At 70.4% G+C, this 14,649-nt stretch carries 15 protein-coding genes; 11 read left to right on the forward strand and 4 right to left on the reverse strand.

The window, feature by feature from the left end:
- The first annotated feature begins 80 nt into the window (after nucleotides 1-80).
- From ASF17_RS08155 to lnt, 9 genes are all read left to right on the forward strand, one after another.
- Nucleotides 81-773 carry an HAD family hydrolase gene (locus tag ASF17_RS08155; RefSeq protein ID WP_055797630.1) on the forward strand — a complete coding sequence of 231 codons (693 nt, stop codon included), beginning with the start codon at nucleotides 81-83 and terminating at the stop codon, nucleotides 771-773.
- Between the two features lie 79 nt (nucleotides 774-852).
- Complete coding sequence (locus ASF17_RS08160) at nucleotides 853-1,884, forward strand: tRNA (adenine-N1)-methyltransferase (RefSeq protein ID WP_055797633.1); 1,032 nt, start codon at nucleotides 853-855, stop codon at nucleotides 1,882-1,884.
- Between the two features lie 104 nt (nucleotides 1,885-1,988).
- Nucleotides 1,989-2,912, forward strand: coding sequence for a hypothetical protein (locus ASF17_RS08165; RefSeq protein WP_055797637.1), 924 nt, complete (start codon nucleotides 1,989-1,991; stop codon nucleotides 2,910-2,912).
- 74 nt (nucleotides 2,913-2,986) lie between these two features.
- Nucleotides 2,987-4,027: a helix-turn-helix transcriptional regulator gene (locus ASF17_RS08170; RefSeq protein ID WP_055797640.1), complete on the forward strand. Its 1,041-nt coding sequence runs from the start codon at nucleotides 2,987-2,989 to the stop codon at nucleotides 4,025-4,027.
- Nucleotides 4,020-5,015 (forward strand): helix-turn-helix transcriptional regulator, encoded by a 996-nt coding sequence (locus ASF17_RS08175; protein ID WP_055797643.1) that lies wholly within the window; start codon nucleotides 4,020-4,022, stop codon nucleotides 5,013-5,015. Before ASF17_RS08170 ends, ASF17_RS08175 begins: the two co-directional genes overlap by 8 nt.
- A gap of 76 nt (nucleotides 5,016-5,091) precedes the next feature.
- Entirely contained in the window at nucleotides 5,092-5,361 is a 270-nt protein-coding gene (gene tatA, locus ASF17_RS08180) for a twin-arginine translocase TatA/TatE family subunit (RefSeq protein ID WP_055797646.1), read from the forward strand.
- 75 nt (nucleotides 5,362-5,436) lie between these two features.
- Complete coding sequence (tatC, locus tag ASF17_RS08185; protein WP_055797650.1) at nucleotides 5,437-6,192, forward strand: twin-arginine translocase subunit TatC; 756 nt, start codon at nucleotides 5,437-5,439, stop codon at nucleotides 6,190-6,192.
- Between the two features lie 4 nt (nucleotides 6,193-6,196).
- Nucleotides 6,197-8,698 (forward strand): DEAD/DEAH box helicase, encoded by a 2,502-nt coding sequence (locus ASF17_RS08190; RefSeq protein WP_055797654.1) that lies wholly within the window; start codon nucleotides 6,197-6,199, stop codon nucleotides 8,696-8,698.
- Between the two features lie 48 nt (nucleotides 8,699-8,746).
- The gene (gene lnt / locus ASF17_RS08195) at nucleotides 8,747-10,363 is read left to right on the forward strand and encodes an apolipoprotein N-acyltransferase (protein WP_082475156.1); all 1,617 of its coding nucleotides are present in this window, start codon (nucleotides 8,747-8,749) and stop codon (nucleotides 10,361-10,363) included.
- A 12-nt stretch (nucleotides 10,364-10,375) separates the two neighbouring features.
- Here the strand turns inward: lnt and ASF17_RS08200 are convergent, their stop codons facing one another.
- The 4 genes from ASF17_RS08200 to ASF17_RS08215 all read right to left on the reverse strand — a co-directional run bounded on the left by ASF17_RS08200 (nucleotide 10,376) and on the right by ASF17_RS08215 (nucleotide 13,196).
- Nucleotides 10,376-10,741, reverse strand: coding sequence for an RNA polymerase-binding protein RbpA (locus ASF17_RS08200; RefSeq protein ID WP_055797658.1), 366 nt, complete (start codon nucleotides 10,739-10,741; stop codon nucleotides 10,376-10,378).
- 106 nt (nucleotides 10,742-10,847) lie between these two features.
- On the reverse strand, nucleotides 10,848-11,627 hold the full coding sequence (locus tag ASF17_RS08205; protein WP_055797662.1) for a glycerophosphodiester phosphodiesterase family protein: 780 nt from the start codon (nucleotides 11,625-11,627) through the stop codon (nucleotides 10,848-10,850).
- Nucleotides 11,624-12,712 carry an SPFH domain-containing protein gene (locus ASF17_RS08210; protein WP_082475158.1) on the reverse strand — a complete coding sequence of 363 codons (1,089 nt, stop codon included), beginning with the start codon at nucleotides 12,710-12,712 and terminating at the stop codon, nucleotides 11,624-11,626. The genes ASF17_RS08205 and ASF17_RS08210 overlap by 4 nt, the downstream gene beginning before the upstream one ends.
- 4 nt (nucleotides 12,713-12,716) lie before the next feature.
- Nucleotides 12,717-13,196 carry an NfeD family protein gene (locus tag ASF17_RS08215; protein WP_055797665.1) on the reverse strand — a complete coding sequence of 160 codons (480 nt, stop codon included), beginning with the start codon at nucleotides 13,194-13,196 and terminating at the stop codon, nucleotides 12,717-12,719.
- A gap of 165 nt (nucleotides 13,197-13,361) precedes the next feature.
- Between ASF17_RS08215 and ASF17_RS08220 the strand changes: the two genes are divergently transcribed.
- Complete coding sequence (locus tag ASF17_RS08220; protein WP_055797668.1) at nucleotides 13,362-14,129, forward strand: SDR family oxidoreductase; 768 nt, start codon at nucleotides 13,362-13,364, stop codon at nucleotides 14,127-14,129.
- On the forward strand, nucleotides 14,126-14,572 hold the full coding sequence (locus ASF17_RS08225; protein ID WP_055797670.1) for an NUDIX hydrolase: 447 nt from the start codon (nucleotides 14,126-14,128) through the stop codon (nucleotides 14,570-14,572). Before ASF17_RS08220 ends, ASF17_RS08225 begins: the two co-directional genes overlap by 4 nt.
- Nucleotides 14,573-14,649 lie beyond the last annotated feature (77 nt).

The raw sequence follows: 14,649 nt of genomic DNA on the forward strand, positions 1-14,649 counted from the left end.
ACCCTCCACAGTAGACCGTGCGCTCACCGGCCCCCTCCCGTCGACGGCGCCGGCGGGAGGCTCCCGTAGACTCGTCGCCCGTGACCTCCTCTCTCCCCGCCGCGGTCCTCTGGGACATGGACGGCACCCTCGTCGACACCGAGCCCTACTGGTACGAATGCCAGGTCGCGCTCGTCGAGTCGTTCGGCGGCACCTGGACCAGGGCCGACGGCGACGCCATGATCGGGACGGGCCTCTGGGACTCCGCCCGCGTGATCCAGGCCCACGGCGTGGATCTGACGGCGGAGGAGATCATCGACCGTCTGACCACCGGCGTCCTCGCCCTCGTCGCCGACGACGTCCCCTGGCGCCCGGGGGCCCGCGAGCTCCTCTCCGCGCTGCGCCGCGAGGGCGTGCCCACGGCCCTCGTCACGATGTCGATCCGCCGCATGGCCGACTTCATGATCGCGGCCATCGACTTCCCGGCCTTCGACGCCGTCGTCGCCGGAGACGAGGTGGAGAACAGCAAACCCCACCCCGAGGCGTATCTCCGCGGCGCCGCCCTGCTCGGCGTCGACGTCGCGGACTGCGTGGCCATCGAGGACTCCCCGCCGGGGGCGGCGTCGGCCGTGGCCGCCGGCGCGGTCGTCCTCGGGGTCGAGCACGCGGCGCCGTTGTCCGACGACGCCGGCTACACCCGCGCGACCACCCTGGTCGGGACGACCGTCGACGATCTGCGCCGACTCCACGCCGCCGTGCGCGGCTCGGGCGTCCCCTCCCCGTCCGCCGGCTGACGGTCGGGCGCCGACCCGCGCCTCCTCGGCTCCGGCCGACCGCCGAGACAGACCACACCCCGATCGAAAGCAGCACCGCATGACCGCCACCCGTCGCCAGTCCGGCCCGTTCCTCGAGGGCGACAAGGTCCAGCTGACCGGCCCCAAGGGCAAGATGAACACCGTCGTCCTCACCCCGGGCGCCGTGTTCCACACGCACCGCGGCATGATCGCGCACGACACGCTCGTCGGGCTCCCCGACGGCTCCGTCGTCGCGAGCACGACCGGTGACGAGTACCTGGCCCTGCGCCCTCTGCTCAGCGACTTCGTCATGTCGATGCCGCGGGGCGCCGCGATCGTCTACCCGAAGGACGCCGCGCAGATCGTCGCCTTCGCCGACATCTTCCCGGGAGCGACGGTGGTCGAGGCCGGTGTCGGCTCGGGTGCGCTGTCGCTCTGGCTGCTGCGCGCGATCGGCCCTCAGGGCCGTCTGGCCTCGTTCGAGCGCCGACAGGAGTTCGCGGACGTCGCGGAGGGCAACGTCGTCAGCTTCTTCGGCTCCGAGCAGCCGAACTGGAGCGTCACGGTCGGAGACCTGGTCGACGAGCTGCCGAAGACGATGCCCGACGGCTCGGTCGACCGCGTCGTGCTCGACATGCTCGCGCCGTGGGAGTGCGTGGACGCGACGGCGGCGGCGCTGACCCCGGGTGGACTGGTCGTCTGCTACGTGGCCACGGCCACCCAGCTGTCGCGGGTCGCCGAGGCGCTCCGCGCGTCGGGGGTCTTCACCGAGCCCGACGCCTCCGAGACGCTCGTGCGCGGCTGGCACGTCGAGGGTCTCGCCGTGCGCCCCGACCACCGGATGATCGGCCACACGGGCTTCCTGATCACCGCGCGGCGTCTCGCCCCGGGCGCCGAGCTGCCTCAGCTGAAGCGCCGCCCCTCCAAGTCGGACTACTCCGACGAGGACGTCGAGCTCTGGACGCCGGGCGCCCTGGGCGACCGCACGGCCAGCGACAAGAAGCTGCGCAAGACGGCCCGCCAGGCCCGCTCCGCCGCCGACGCCGCGATCGCCGCCACCGAGGCGGAGGCCGGTCCGCGATCGCCCGACGACGAGGCCTCCACCGCCTGACCGGCCCGGGCGTCCGCCCCGCTCCACCCCACTAGGCTGTTCCCGCATCCGCCCGGCCCCGGCCGCCTTCCGGCCCCTCGGCCGCCGCAACGAAATGAGGACTCGTGCGCAAGATCCCCGCACTCGTCGTGACCCTCGGCCTCGTGGCCTCCCTCTCGGCCTGCGCCACCGGCGCCGCGCCCGGGTCGCCCGGCTGCCCGCCCACGGGCGACGCCGCCTCGGTCGTGACGGCCACGGGCGCGTTCGGCGAGAAGCCCGAGACCACGGTCCCGAGTCCCATCGTCACCACCGAGACGCAGGTCGCCACTCTCATCGAGGGCGACGGCGCGCGTCTCGTGGACGGCTCGCCCGTCCTCATCGACTACACCCTGATCGACGGCGCGACGGGCACCGAGGTCGAGAACAGCGGGTACGACGGCTCGATCGCGAACCCCGTGACGGTCGGCGGCTCCGCTCTCGCTCCGCTGGCCGACGCCCTCGAGTGCTCGACGGTCGGCTCCCGCGTCGTCGTCACCATGAAGGCCTCCGACCTCCAGGCGTCCGTCTCCGGATCCGACGCGCCCGAGTCCGACGACCCCGACGCCGCGTACGTGGCCGTCGTCGACATCCGTCAGTCGTTCCTCGCGAAGGCGAACGGTCGACTGGTCCCCGGGGCCGACGGCCTTCCCGCCGTCGTGACGGCTCCGGACGGCGCTCCCGGCATCACGGTCCCCGTCTCGGCGCCGCCCACCGAGCAGAAGACCCATCTGGTGCGCGAGGGCGACGGCACGACCCTGACGGCCGACTCGACCGCGGTCGTGCAGTTCACCGCCGTCACCTGGGCCGAGCCCTCGACGGTGGCGGGCTCCACCTGGACGAACGGCGACACCGCGACGACCGTCGCGCTCGACGACACCACCCTGCCGGCTCCTCTCCGTGACGCCCTCGTCGGCCAGAAGGTCGGCTCGCAGGTCATGACCGTCGTTCCCGCGACCGACGCCGACGGCGGCACCTACGTCTACGTGTTCGACGTCCTGGGTGCGATCTGACGATCATCCTGTCGTCGTCGAGACCCGTCGGGCGGCCCGGCCCTCGGGGCCGGGCCAGGGCCTAGGATCGATCCGTGTCAGCCGCCCGCGCCCCTCGGATCCCCGTCGAAGAGCGCCTCTTCAGCCTCGTGCTCGCCCTGCTCGCCACCGAACCCGGTCTGACCAAGTCCGAGATCCTCTCCACCGTCCAGGGGTACCGGCAGAAGCACTCCCCGAACGGGGACAACACTGCTCTCGAGCGTCAGTTCGAGCGAGACAAAGACGACATCCGCGAGCTCGGCGTCCCTCTCGAGACCCTCGACGACCCCGCCGCCTCGGGCAACAACCAGATGCTGCGCTATCGCATCCCGCGCGGGGCGTACGAGCTGCCCCTCGACATCTCGTTCTCGTCGGAGGAGTCCGCGCTGCTCACGCTGGCCGCCATGGTCTGGCGCGAAGGGACCCTCTCGGGCGAGAGCCGGCGGGCCCTCCTCAAGCTCCGATCGCTCGGCGGTCACGCCGCCGTCCCCGAGCTCGACTACGCACCGCGCATCCGGTCGCGTGACGCGGCCTTCGAACCGCTCCGCGACGCCCTCGACCGTGCCGTGCTCGTGCGGTTCCCGTACCTCAAGCCGGGGGAGTCCGAGCCCCGGAGGCGCGAGGTCGCGCCGTTCGCGCTCGTCCAGCACCAGGGGCGATGGATGGTCGCGTGCATCGAGCCCGACACCGGTCGACGCAAGACGTTCCTCCTGTCGCGCATCATCGGCCCCGTCCAGGTCACGACCGTCGCTGCGGAGCGCCCCGCCGATGCGACGGCCGAATCCGCTCTCGCCGCCCTGGACGAGGTGTGGGAGGCGCGCACGGCTCTCATCCGCGTGGTCCCCGGCTCCGATGCCGAGACCAGACTCACCAAGCGCCGTTCGACGTCCGTCCGCGACGACGGCCTCCTCGAGATCCATTTCGCCGACCTCCAGATCGTCGCCGACGAGCTGGTCTCGTTCGGACCGGAGGTCACCGTGCTCGAACCCGAGTCCGTCCGGCAGCTCGTCGTCGCCCGCCTGCGGCGGCTGGTGGCGGCGCACGCCCCGACGACCGGACAGACGCCGGTCGAGTCCTCCGGAGGACACCATGGCTGAGCGGCGATCGTCCCTCCACGCCACGGACAAGCTGGCGTTCCTCCTGTCGCTCGTCCCCTATCTCATCGACCGGGGCCGGGTCGGCGTCGCGGAGGCCGCCGAGCACTTCGGGGTGACCGTGGCAGACATCCGCCGCGCGGTCGAGCTGATCGCCGTCTCCGGCATCCCCGGCGAGACCAGCCAGTATCAGCACGGCGACCTCTTCGACATCGCCTGGGACGACTTCGAGCAGAACGACGTCATCGTCCTGACGAACATGGTCGCCATCGACGAGTCGCCCCGCTTCTCGGCACGGGAGGCCGCCGCCCTCATCGCCGGACTCCAGTACCTCTCGTCGCTGCCCGAGAACGCCGACCGCGGCGCCATCGCGTCGTTGATGTCGAAGCTCGCCCGCGGCGCCTCGTCGGAGCCGAGCCAGGTCGCCGTCGACCAGCGCGACACCGACGACCTGCTCTCGCTCGTGAGCCTCGCCGTCTCGCAGGGCAGGCAGCTCGAGTTCGACTACTCGGGCGTCCGGGGTGTGGTCGAGCGGCGGCGGGTCGATCCGCTGCGCGTGGAGTCCGCCGACGCCGACTGGTATCTCCGAGGCTACGACCACCTCCGCGAGGCGCTGCGGACCTTCCGACTCGACCGCATCGCCCGACCGGCGATCACCGACGCGCCCATCGCCTACCGGGCCGCCGACGTCGTGCTCCCGGACATGCTCTTCGAGGGATCGCCGGACGACGAGACGGTCACGATCGACATCGACGCGGCCGCCGCGGCACTGCTGGCTGACTACGCGCCCGACGAGATCGAACCGCTCGACGACGGTCGCTGCCGCATGCGCGTCCGGGTGGGGCAGTTCGGCACGGTGGCCCGCCTCGTCGCCGGACTGCCGGGGGATCCCATCGTCATCGCGCCCGACGCGGCGCGCGCCGCCGTGAGCGACTGGGCCGCCCGTGCGGTGGCGCTCTACGAGCAGGCTCCGCCCGATGATTCCCCGTGACCCCGAGCGGGTCGGCTCCCGGCGGTCGGGCCGGGGTTAGACTGGATTCTCCCCTGCCCCGCAAGGAGAACATCTCATGCTCGGAAATCTCACCGGATTCCACCTGATCATCGTCCTGGCCATCATCCTGCTGCTCTTCGGCGCGCCGAAGCTCCCCGCTCTCGCGAAGAGCATCGCGCAGTCGATGCGCATCTTCAAGAACGAGGTGCGCGACGACGACAAGACCCCCGCAGACGACTACGGTCGCCGCGACGAGCCGAACCGCCGCGACGACGGCACGGCTCGCTCGAACGCCGACGGTCCGGTCGTCCGCCCGTCGCAGAGCGACCTGCCTCCGAAGTCCTGATCCGTGGCCACGACGACGACTCGTGGCCGTGGCGGGGGCGAGAAGCAGCCGAGGAGTCGGACCAACGACGGTCGGATGTCCCTCGGCCAGCATCTCATCGAGCTCCGCAAGCGGCTGTTCCTGGCCGCACTCGCACTGATCGTCGCGAGCATCGCCGGGTGGTTCCTCTCGCAGTTCGTGCTCGACTTCCTGCGCGAGCCGGTGACGCGCATCGCCGAGGCCAGGTCCCGAGAGGCCACCCTGAACTACCCGGGCGTGAGCTCGAGCTTCGACCTGCGCATCCAGATCTCCGTCACGGTCGGCGTGATCCTGTCGAGCCCGGTGTGGCTCTACCAGATCTGGGCGTTCATCGTGCCCGCGCTCGTGCGGCGCGAGAAGCTGTACGCCATCGGCTTCATCGGGACGGCCATCCCGTTGTTCCTGCTCGGCTGCACGAGCGGGCTCTTCGTCCTGCCGCACATCGTCGAGGTCCTCACCGGGTTCGCCGCCCAACAGGACGCCGCGATCATCGATGCGAAGCAGTACTACGACTTCGTCCTGAAGCTCGTCCTGGCCGTCGGGATCGCCTTCGTCCTTCCGGTCTTCCTCGTGCTCCTGAACTTCGTCGGGGTCATCTCGGCCGTGACGATCATCAAGGGGTGGCGGGTCGCGATCCTCCTCATCACCCTCTTCACCGCCATCGCCACCCCGGCGGCGGACGTCTTCTCGATGTTCCTCCTCGCCGTGCCGATGGTGATCCTCTACTTCCTCGGAGCCGGCGTGGCCTGGCTCCACGACAGACGAGTGGCCAAGCGGGCCGCGGCCCTCGACGCCGAACTCGCGGCAGGATGACCCCATGACCTCCGACGCCAGCCCGGCCGAACGATTCGCGGCCTCGAAGAACCGGGTGCGGACGCCGCAGCTCCAGTCCTTCCGCTCCCGGCTCGGATTCGCCCTCGACCCGTTCCAGATCGCCGCCTGCGAGAGCGTCGAGCAGGGCAACAGCGTGCTCGTCGCGGCGCCGACCGGCGCGGGAAAGACCCTGGTCGCCGAATTCGCGATCCACCTGGCGATGCAGCAGGCCCGCGACAAGGTCTTCTACACCGCGCCCATGAAGGCGCTGAGCAACCAGAAGTTCCAAGAGCTGGTGGCCGAGTACGGGGCGTCCGAGGTCGGTCTCCTCACGGGCGACACGAACGTCAACTCACGGGCCCGGATCGTCGTCATGACGACCGAGGTCCTCCGCAACATGATCTACGCGGGCTCCGAGATGCTCGACGACCTCCGCTACGTGGTCCTCGACGAGGTCCACTTCCTGGCCGACCGCTTCCGGGGGGCGGTCTGGGAGGAGGTCATCATCCACCTGCCTCTCGACGTCCGGCTCGTGTCCCTGAGCGCCACCGTCTCGAACGCGGAGGAGTTCGGCGACTGGCTGCAGACCGTCCGGGGCGGCACCGACGTCATCGTCTCGGAGGATCGTCCCGTCCCGCTCGATCAGCACGTGCTCGTCGGCGGCAAGTTCCTCGACCTCTTCGATTCGAGCGGTCAGGCCGCCACGAACCGCGTCAACCCCGAGCTGCTCCGTGCGACGTCGTTGTCGCGGAAGAGCGGCGGCTCCGGGCGCCGGGGCGACGGCTGGTCCAAGCGCGGGCCGCGCGGTCACGTGATGGCGCCGATCCAGCACGGCCAGGGTCGCCTCGACCGCTGGAAGATCGTCGAGATGCTCGACGACCAGAATCTGCTGCCGGCGATCTTCTTCGTCTTCAGCCGCGTGGGTTGCGACCAGGCGGTCAAGCAGGTCCTGCGGTCCGGCATCCGTCTCACGACGGCCGATCAACGTCAGGAGATCCGCGAGATCGTCGAGGCACGGTGCCGCACCCTCCGCGACGAGGATCTCGCCGTGCTCGGGTACTGGCAGTGGCTCGACGGACTCGAGCGCGGCGTGGCCGCTCACCACGCCGGTCTGCTGCCGGCCTTCAAGGAGGTCGTCGAGGAGCTCTTCCAGAGGAAGCTCGTCAAGGTGGTCTTCGCGACCGAGACCCTCGCCCTCGGCATCAACATGCCGGCTCGCACGGTCGTGCTCGAGAAGCTCGAGAAGTTCAACGGCGAGGCACGGGTCCCGATCACGCCGGGGGAGTACACCCAGCTCACCGGTCGCGCCGGCCGCCGGGGCATCGACGTCGAGGGGCATTCGCTGATCCAGTGGCAGCCCGGGCTCGATCCGCAGGCGGTCGCCTCGCTCGCATCGCGTCGCACGTACCCGATGAACTCCAGCTTCCGTCCGACCTACAACATGGCCGTCAACCTCATCGAGCAGTTCGGCCGGTCGCGGACCCGCGAGGTCCTCGAGACGTCGTTCGCGCAGTTCCAGGCGGACCGGGCCGTCGTCGACCTCGCCCGCAAGGTCCGCACCCAGCAGGCCAGTCTCGACGGGTACGCCGCCAGCATGGAGTGCCATCTGGGCGACTTCCGCGAGTACACGCTGATCCGTCGGGCGCTCGGCGATCTCGAAAAGCAGGGGGCGGCACGGGCGGATGCACAGTCGCGGAGCGAGCACGAGAAGCGTCAGCGCCGACTCGGCGACCTCCGTCGCGAGATGCGCCAGCACCCGTGCCATGCATGCCCCGACCGCGAACAGCACGCCCGGTGGTCCGAGCGGTGGTTCAAGCTGAAGAAGCAGACCGACCAGCTCTCGGCTCAGATCCGCAGCCGCACGGGTGCGGTGGCCAAGGTCTTCGACCGGGTCACCGACGTGCTCCTCGATCGCGGGTATCTCGTGCCCCGCGCCTCCTCGGACGTTTCGGCGGTCACGCGAGGAGGCGCGGGTCGGGTGTCCGCGACGACCGAGGTGGACGTCGCCCCGGCCGGGCGCACCCTCCGCCGCATCTACGGCGACCGCGATCTGCTCGTCGCCGAGAGCCTGCGGCTCGGACTCTGGAACATGCTCGACGTCCCGTCGATGGCGGCGATGGCCGCCACCCTCGTCTACGAGCCCCGTCGAGACGAGGGCATGCTCTCCGAGCGCTTCCTACCCCGAGGCGAGTTCCGCACGGCTCTCGACGAGACGCAGAAGCTCTGGGCGGACCTCGACGATCTCGAGCAGGAGCACCAGCTGCCCGGCAGCATCCCGCCGGCGCCGGGGCTCGCTCTCGCGATGCATCGCTGGGCCCGGGGGGCCAGCCTCGACAGCGTGCTCGAGGACGCCGAGCTCGCGGCGGGCGACTTCGTCCGCTGGACGAAGCAGACGATCGACCTGCTCGATCAGCTGTCGGTCGTCGCCGACCTCCCGGTCGGCCCGATCGCCCGTCAGGCGCTCGACGCCGTGCGCCGGGGGATCGTCGCCTACTCGGCGGTCTGACGGGCGGGCACGGCGGGTCTCCCAGACTCGCCGACCTAGAATCCTCAGGTGCCCTCCCGTGTGACCGAGCTCCGTCTGCCCCTCTGGTTGGCCCTCCTCGTGGCGCTCGGCGCCGGGCCCGTGCTCGACGGAGGGTTCCCCGACGGTGACGTCTGGCCCCTCACGTTCGTCGGCATCGGCTTCGTCCTGATCGCCCTCCGCGGTCGGCGTGCGGGCAGCGCGTTCCTCGTCGGGCTGGTGGCCGGTCTCTCGTTCTATCTGATCCACATCCAGTGGGCGACGCTCTTCCTCGGTGTCGTCCCGTGGGCGGCCCTCGCGGGACTCGAGGCCCTGTTCTTCGCCGGGGGAGCGACGCTGATAGCGCTCGCCTACCGGTGGCTGCCCGTGATCTGGCCGGGCACCCTCGGGCGCGCCCTCCTCCTCCCCGTCGTCGTCGCGGGTCTGTGGACCCTCCGCGAGTTCATCGCGGGCAACTGGCCCTACGGCGGGTTCGCCTGGGGCCGGGTGGCGCTGAGCCAGTCCGAGAGCCCCTTCGGCAGCCTGGTCGCCTATCTCGGCATCTCCGGACTCAGCTTCCTCATGGTGGCCATCGTCGCCGTCGTGATCGAGCTGGCACTGCTCAGCACTCTGCGCTCGTCGACACGGGTCCTCGCGGGGGCGACGGTCGTCGTCGCGGCTCTCGCCGTGCCGGCCTGGCCCACCTTCACCGACGGGACGGCGACGATCGCCGGCGTCCAGGGCAACGGCAAGGCCGGGTACTTCGACTCCGCCGATCGCGCCTACGGCGACCTCACCGACTCCCAGGTGCTGGCCATGCAGGGGGTCGATCCGACTGCGGACGACCTCGACCTCATCGTCTGGCCCGAGGGCGGCAGCGATCGGGACCCGACCCGCGACGAGTTCGGCCGCTACGTGTTCGACGCGATCAGCGAGGGCTACGGCGCCCCGCTGCTGTCGGGGGTCATCACCGAGAGCCCCGACGGCGAGACGACGTACAACTCGTCGATCCTCTGGGACGACGGCGAGGTGCGTGGCCAGTACGACAAGAAGCACCCCGTCCCCTTCGGGGAGTACGTTCCCGACCGTTCCTTCTGGCGACCGTTCGCGCCCGAGCTCATCGATCTGATCGGGCGCGACTACACGCCGGGCACGCGCGACGAGACCATCGACGTCGGCGACTTCGTGGCAGGCGTCTCCATCTGCTTCGACATCGTCGACGACCAGCTGATCACCAACATGATGGATCAGGGTGCGCAGGTCATCGTCGCCCAGACCAACAACGCCGACTTCGGTTCGCGCCCCGGGCAGACGGACGAGAACGAGCAGCAGCTCGCCATCGCCAAGATGCGGGCCATCGAGACCGCGCGTTCCGTGGTGAACGTCTCGACGGTGGCATCGACCCGGGTCATCGACGCGCAGGGCGACGTCGTCGACGGGACACCCGACTACCAGGCCGGGACGATGGTCACGGAGGTGGCACTCGGCACGGGCACGACGCCGGCGGTGGTCGGCAGTCGAGCCGTCGAGCTGCTCGTCTCGTTCTTCGGCCTGGCCATGCTCGTCATGGCGGGCGCCTGGCGGGGGCGTCGCAGAAGCGCCCGGGAACAGCGGAACGACCCCGTCACCGCGGTCCGCGGTGTCGACGGGGTCGTTCTGGTGCGCTGACCGGTCTCCGGATCAGGCTCCGATCTTCGTCTGACCCTTGCGGGCCCGGAGGAAGTCGAGCCGCTCCTGGAGCAGTTCCTCCAGCTCGTCGCGGGTGCGACGCTCGAGCAGCATGTCCCAGTGCGAACGAGGGACCTTGACGTCCGCCTCGTCGATCTCGACGGGCTTGCCGTCGGCCGACAGCAGGCGGCCCTCGAGTCCGCTCTTCGGCGACTGCCAGATGTCGGGGATGTCGGCATCGGCCGCGAACACCATCTCGAACGTGGTGCCGTCGGTCGTCTGGTAGACGGCCTTCTTCCGGGGCGAGAACTCGACGCCCTCTTCGCTCTGCAGGCTCTGACTACCCAGTCTCATACCGCGCAAACTGCGATCTGCCATTGTGTGGTCTCCTCTCGCGGTGCAATCTCCCTGTGTAACCCGGAGTTCGGTGCGATTGTTTCGCCGGATGGCCTTTCACAGTGCCTTCACAGTGGACGACCCGTCGTCAGCGCAGTGCGGCCAGGGCGAGATCGGGGCGGTCCGAGACGATCCCGGTGACCCCGAGGGCGACGAGCCGACGCATCTCGGCCGGATCGTCGATCGTCCAGACATGCGTCTCGACGCCGACCGCGAGCAGATCGGCCACCCGGCGTGCGGTGACCACGACCACCGGTCCCCGTCGCACGGGCACCTGGATCGCGCCGCAGCCTCGCAGCGCCACGGAGAGCAGCCGACGACGGAGAGCCCTCCAGGGCACGATCCCGATGATCATCGTGGCGACCACGCCGCGGGATGAGGCCGAGGTGGCGACGCCCGGGAGACCCGCCGCGGTCCGGGCACGTCGGGATTCGTCGAACGAGGTGACGAGCACCCGGTCGGCGGCGTCGGCCCGGCGGATGGCCAGGATCGTGGGTTCGACGGCGTCGTCCGACTTGACGTCGATGTTGAAGCGGGTGTCGGGGAACGCGTCGAGCGCCTCGGCGAGCGACGGAAGACCCTGATCGTGGGGCAGCCGGATGGCCGCCACCTCGGACCAGTCGAGGTCGAGGAGGCGCGTGTCGATTCCCGCGATCCGACGGAGGTCGGGATCGTGGCTGATCACGGCGACCCCGTCACGCGTGGCGTGGACGTCGGTCTCGATGCAGTCGACGCCGAGGGCCACCGCCGAGGCGAAGGCGAGCATCGTGTTCTCGGGTGCTTCGAGATGGTGGCCCCGGTGCGCGAGGACACGCGGCGTCGCCGGTTCGAACCAGCGGGTGGGCCGAGGCGCTCCGGACCGTGTCACGCTCGGGACTCGGGCGGCGGGGTGCTCCCCTCGTCGGGGCCGCTCGAGGGCAGGTCCGATCCGGGACCCGTGACGGTCGGGAAGCCGAGATCGGGCTCGGAGCCGAGATCGACGGTGCTGGCGAGGTCGGGGGTGGTGTCCATGTCCGACACCGACGGCCCCGGTTGAGGGTCCCATCCCGGGGCATCGGGGTTCTTCGGCGCGAAGAATCCCGAGCCGATGCCCTTCAGCGCTTCGGTGAGCTCGCTGGGGATGATCCAGAGCTTGTTCGCCGAGCCCTCCGCAAGCTTCGGCAGGGTCTGCAGATACTGGTAGGCCAGCAGCTTCGGGTCCGGGTCTCCGGCGTGGATGGCGTTGAACACCGTCTGGATGGCCTCGGCCTCGCCCTGCGCCCTGAGGACCTGCGCCTTGGCGTCGCCCTCCGCCCGCAGGATGGCCGACTGGCGCATGCCCTCCGCCTCGAGGATCTGCGACTGCTTGGTGCCCTCGGCCGTCAGGATGGCTGCGCGCCGGTTCCGCTCGGCCCGCATCTGCTGCTCCATCGAGTCCTGGATCGACAGCGGGGGATCGATGGCCTTGAGCTCGACGCGACCCACCCGGATGCCCCACTTGCCCGTGGCCTCGTCCAGGACGACACGCAGCTGCCCGTTGATGTTGTCACGGCTGGTGAGGGCCTCCTCGAGGTTCAGTCCGCCCACGACGTTGCGCAGCGTGGTGGTCGTGAGCTGCTCGACCGCGCCGAGGTAGTTGGCGATCTCGTAGGTGGCGGCCCGGGCGTCCGTGACCTGGAAGTACACCACCGTGTCGATCGACACCACCAGGTTGTCCTCGGTGATGACCGGCTGCGGCGGGAACGACACGACCTGCTCGCGCATGTCGATGAGGGGCCGGACCCGGTCGATGAACGGGACCAGGAGGTTCAGGCCCGGGTTGAGCGTCTTGTGGTACTTGCCGAGACGCTCGACGACCCCGGCCGAGGCCTGCGGGATGATCCGCACGGCTCGGAACAGGATCACGAGGACGAGCACGACGACGATGGCGACCACCACGATCGTCGCGATCGTCCCGGGGGTGACGGAGTCCATGGCTTCAGTCCTTTCGCACGGGCACGACCAGCGCGGTCGAGCCCTGGATGGCGGTGACGACGACCGGCGATCCCGTGTCGAGCATCGACGGCGGGATGCCGCCCGACGGGGGAGTCTCGAGCACGCGCGCCGTCCAGGTCTCGCCGTTGGCGAGCTTGACCTGCCCGGCATCGACCCCGATCGGGACGACGACCGTTCCGCGGGAGCCCAGCAGGGCGTCCAGGTTGCTCGGGGTCGGATCGCCCCCTCGGTTCAGCGCCCTGAGGAGCGCCGGGCGGACGGTGAAGAGCAGGAGCACCGCGACGAGCGCGGCGATGACGATCTGCAGCCACCAGGGTGCGCCGAGCACGCCCGAGATGAGTCCGCCCGCGCTGCCGATCGCGATCATGAGGAACGTCAGTTCGAGGGTCGTGACCTCGATGACGACGAAGAGCAGGAGCAGACCGATCCAGATGACCCAGGCGTACTGCGCGACGACGTCCATCTCCGGCCCCTCTCGTTCCCCCTGCCAGCGAAAGTAGCACCTCCCACCGACGCCGTTCGGGCCCTTGGTAGTCTCGGTGCTGGTCCTCAGGGAAGCGCCCGTCGTCGACGTCGGGAGCGCGCCTCCTCGGCCCCCCGGTTCCGCCCGCACAGTCTGGAGTTCGTCTTGTCCAATCCCCTCGCCGCCGGCTCGTTGTCCGGCACCCGCGCTCTCGTCACCGGCTCGTCGCGCGGCATCGGCGCCGACACGGTCCGGTACCTCGCCGAGGCCGGGGCGAAGGTCGTCGTCAACTACCGCAACAAGGAGCGCCGGGCGCTGCAGCTCGTCGACGCGATCGAGGCGGCGGGCGGCGAGGCCATCGCCATCGGCGCCGACCTGACGGACCCCGAGAGCGTCCGCGGGATGTTCGCGACCGTCGGCGAGCGTTTCGGCGGACTCGACGTCCTCGTCATGAACGCCTCGGGCGGCATGGAGTCGGGCATGGCCGAGGACTACGCGCTGAAGCTCAACCGCGACGCCCAGGTCGACCTGCTCACCGCGGCCCTGCCTCTCCTGGCCCCGGGCTCGCGGGTCGTCTTCGTGACGAGCCACCAGGCGCACTTCATCAACACGACCGAGACGATGCCCGAGTACCTGCCCGTCGCCCTCAGCAAGCGCGCGGGGGAGGACGCCCTGCGCGACATGATCCCGCAGCTCGAGGCCGCCGGGGTGGAGTTCGTCGTGGTGTCCGGCGACATGATCGAGGGGACGATCACGGCGACCCTGCTCGAGCGCTCGAACCCGGGAGCCCTCTCGGCTCGCAAGGAGAGCGCGGGGAAGCTCTACAACGTGGCCGAGTTCGCCGCCGAGGTGGCTGCGGCCGCCGTCGACCCGGTGCCTTCGGATCACACCCGGTATGTCGGAGACGTCAGCGGCTTCACCCCGATCTCGTGACCGGGCGGATCGTCCGGGCGACGTCGCGACTGCTGGTCGTCGACGAGTCCGAGAGGGTCCTGCTCATGTTGACGAAGGCGCCGGACACGAGCGGGACGGCGCGCTGGATCACGCCCGGCGGGGGAGTCGACCCCGGTGAGTCGCACGCCGAGGCGGCCGTGCGGGAGCTCCGCGAGGAGACCGGTCAGGTCATCGCCGATCCGGGCGACGTCGTCGCCGTCGACGACTTCGTCGTCGCGTGGGACGCCGCCGACCACACGCACGGGCACGCCGAGTTCTTCGTCACGAGACTGCCGCACTTCGAGATCGACGACGCCGGATGGACCGACGACGAGCGAGTCGACATCCTCGAGTCGCGCTGGTTCACGATCGACGAGCTCGACGACGCCGACCTCGCGATCGAGCCGGCCGATCTCGCGAGTCTGCTGCGTCGCGTGCTCTGACTCGCCGACATCGCGTCGCTGCTGCTCGCGTCGCAGGAGGCTCGGGTCGTCATCGGATCGAATGGGTGCTCAGCCAA

It is taken from the genome of Frigoribacterium sp. Leaf263, assembly GCF_001422285.1.
In the GTDB taxonomy this organism is placed as follows: domain Bacteria; phylum Actinomycetota; class Actinomycetes; order Actinomycetales; family Microbacteriaceae; genus Frigoribacterium.

What these genes read in the sequence shown, in the direction of transcription:
- ASF17_RS08160 (WP_055797633.1), top strand. Translation starts at nt 853, where the DNA reads ATGACCGCCACCCGTCGCCAGTCCGGCCCGTTCCTCGAGGGCGACAAG.
- ASF17_RS08210 (WP_082475158.1), bottom strand. Translation starts at nt 12,712, where the DNA reads ATGGACTCCGTCACCCCCGGGACGATCGCGACGATCGTGGTGGTCGCC.
- ASF17_RS08215 (WP_055797665.1), bottom strand. Translation starts at nt 13,196, where the DNA reads ATGGACGTCGTCGCGCAGTACGCCTGGGTCATCTGGATCGGTCTGCTC.
- tatC (WP_055797650.1), top strand. Translation starts at nt 5,437, where the DNA reads ATGTCCCTCGGCCAGCATCTCATCGAGCTCCGCAAGCGGCTGTTCCTG.
- ASF17_RS08200 (WP_055797658.1), bottom strand. Translation starts at nt 10,741, where the DNA reads ATGGCAGATCGCAGTTTGCGCGGTATGAGACTGGGTAGTCAGAGCCTG.
- ASF17_RS08190 (WP_055797654.1), top strand. Translation starts at nt 6,197, where the DNA reads ATGACCTCCGACGCCAGCCCGGCCGAACGATTCGCGGCCTCGAAGAAC.
- tatA (WP_055797646.1), top strand. Translation starts at nt 5,092, where the DNA reads ATGCTCGGAAATCTCACCGGATTCCACCTGATCATCGTCCTGGCCATC.
- ASF17_RS08175 (WP_055797643.1), top strand. Translation starts at nt 4,020, where the DNA reads ATGGCTGAGCGGCGATCGTCCCTCCACGCCACGGACAAGCTGGCGTTC.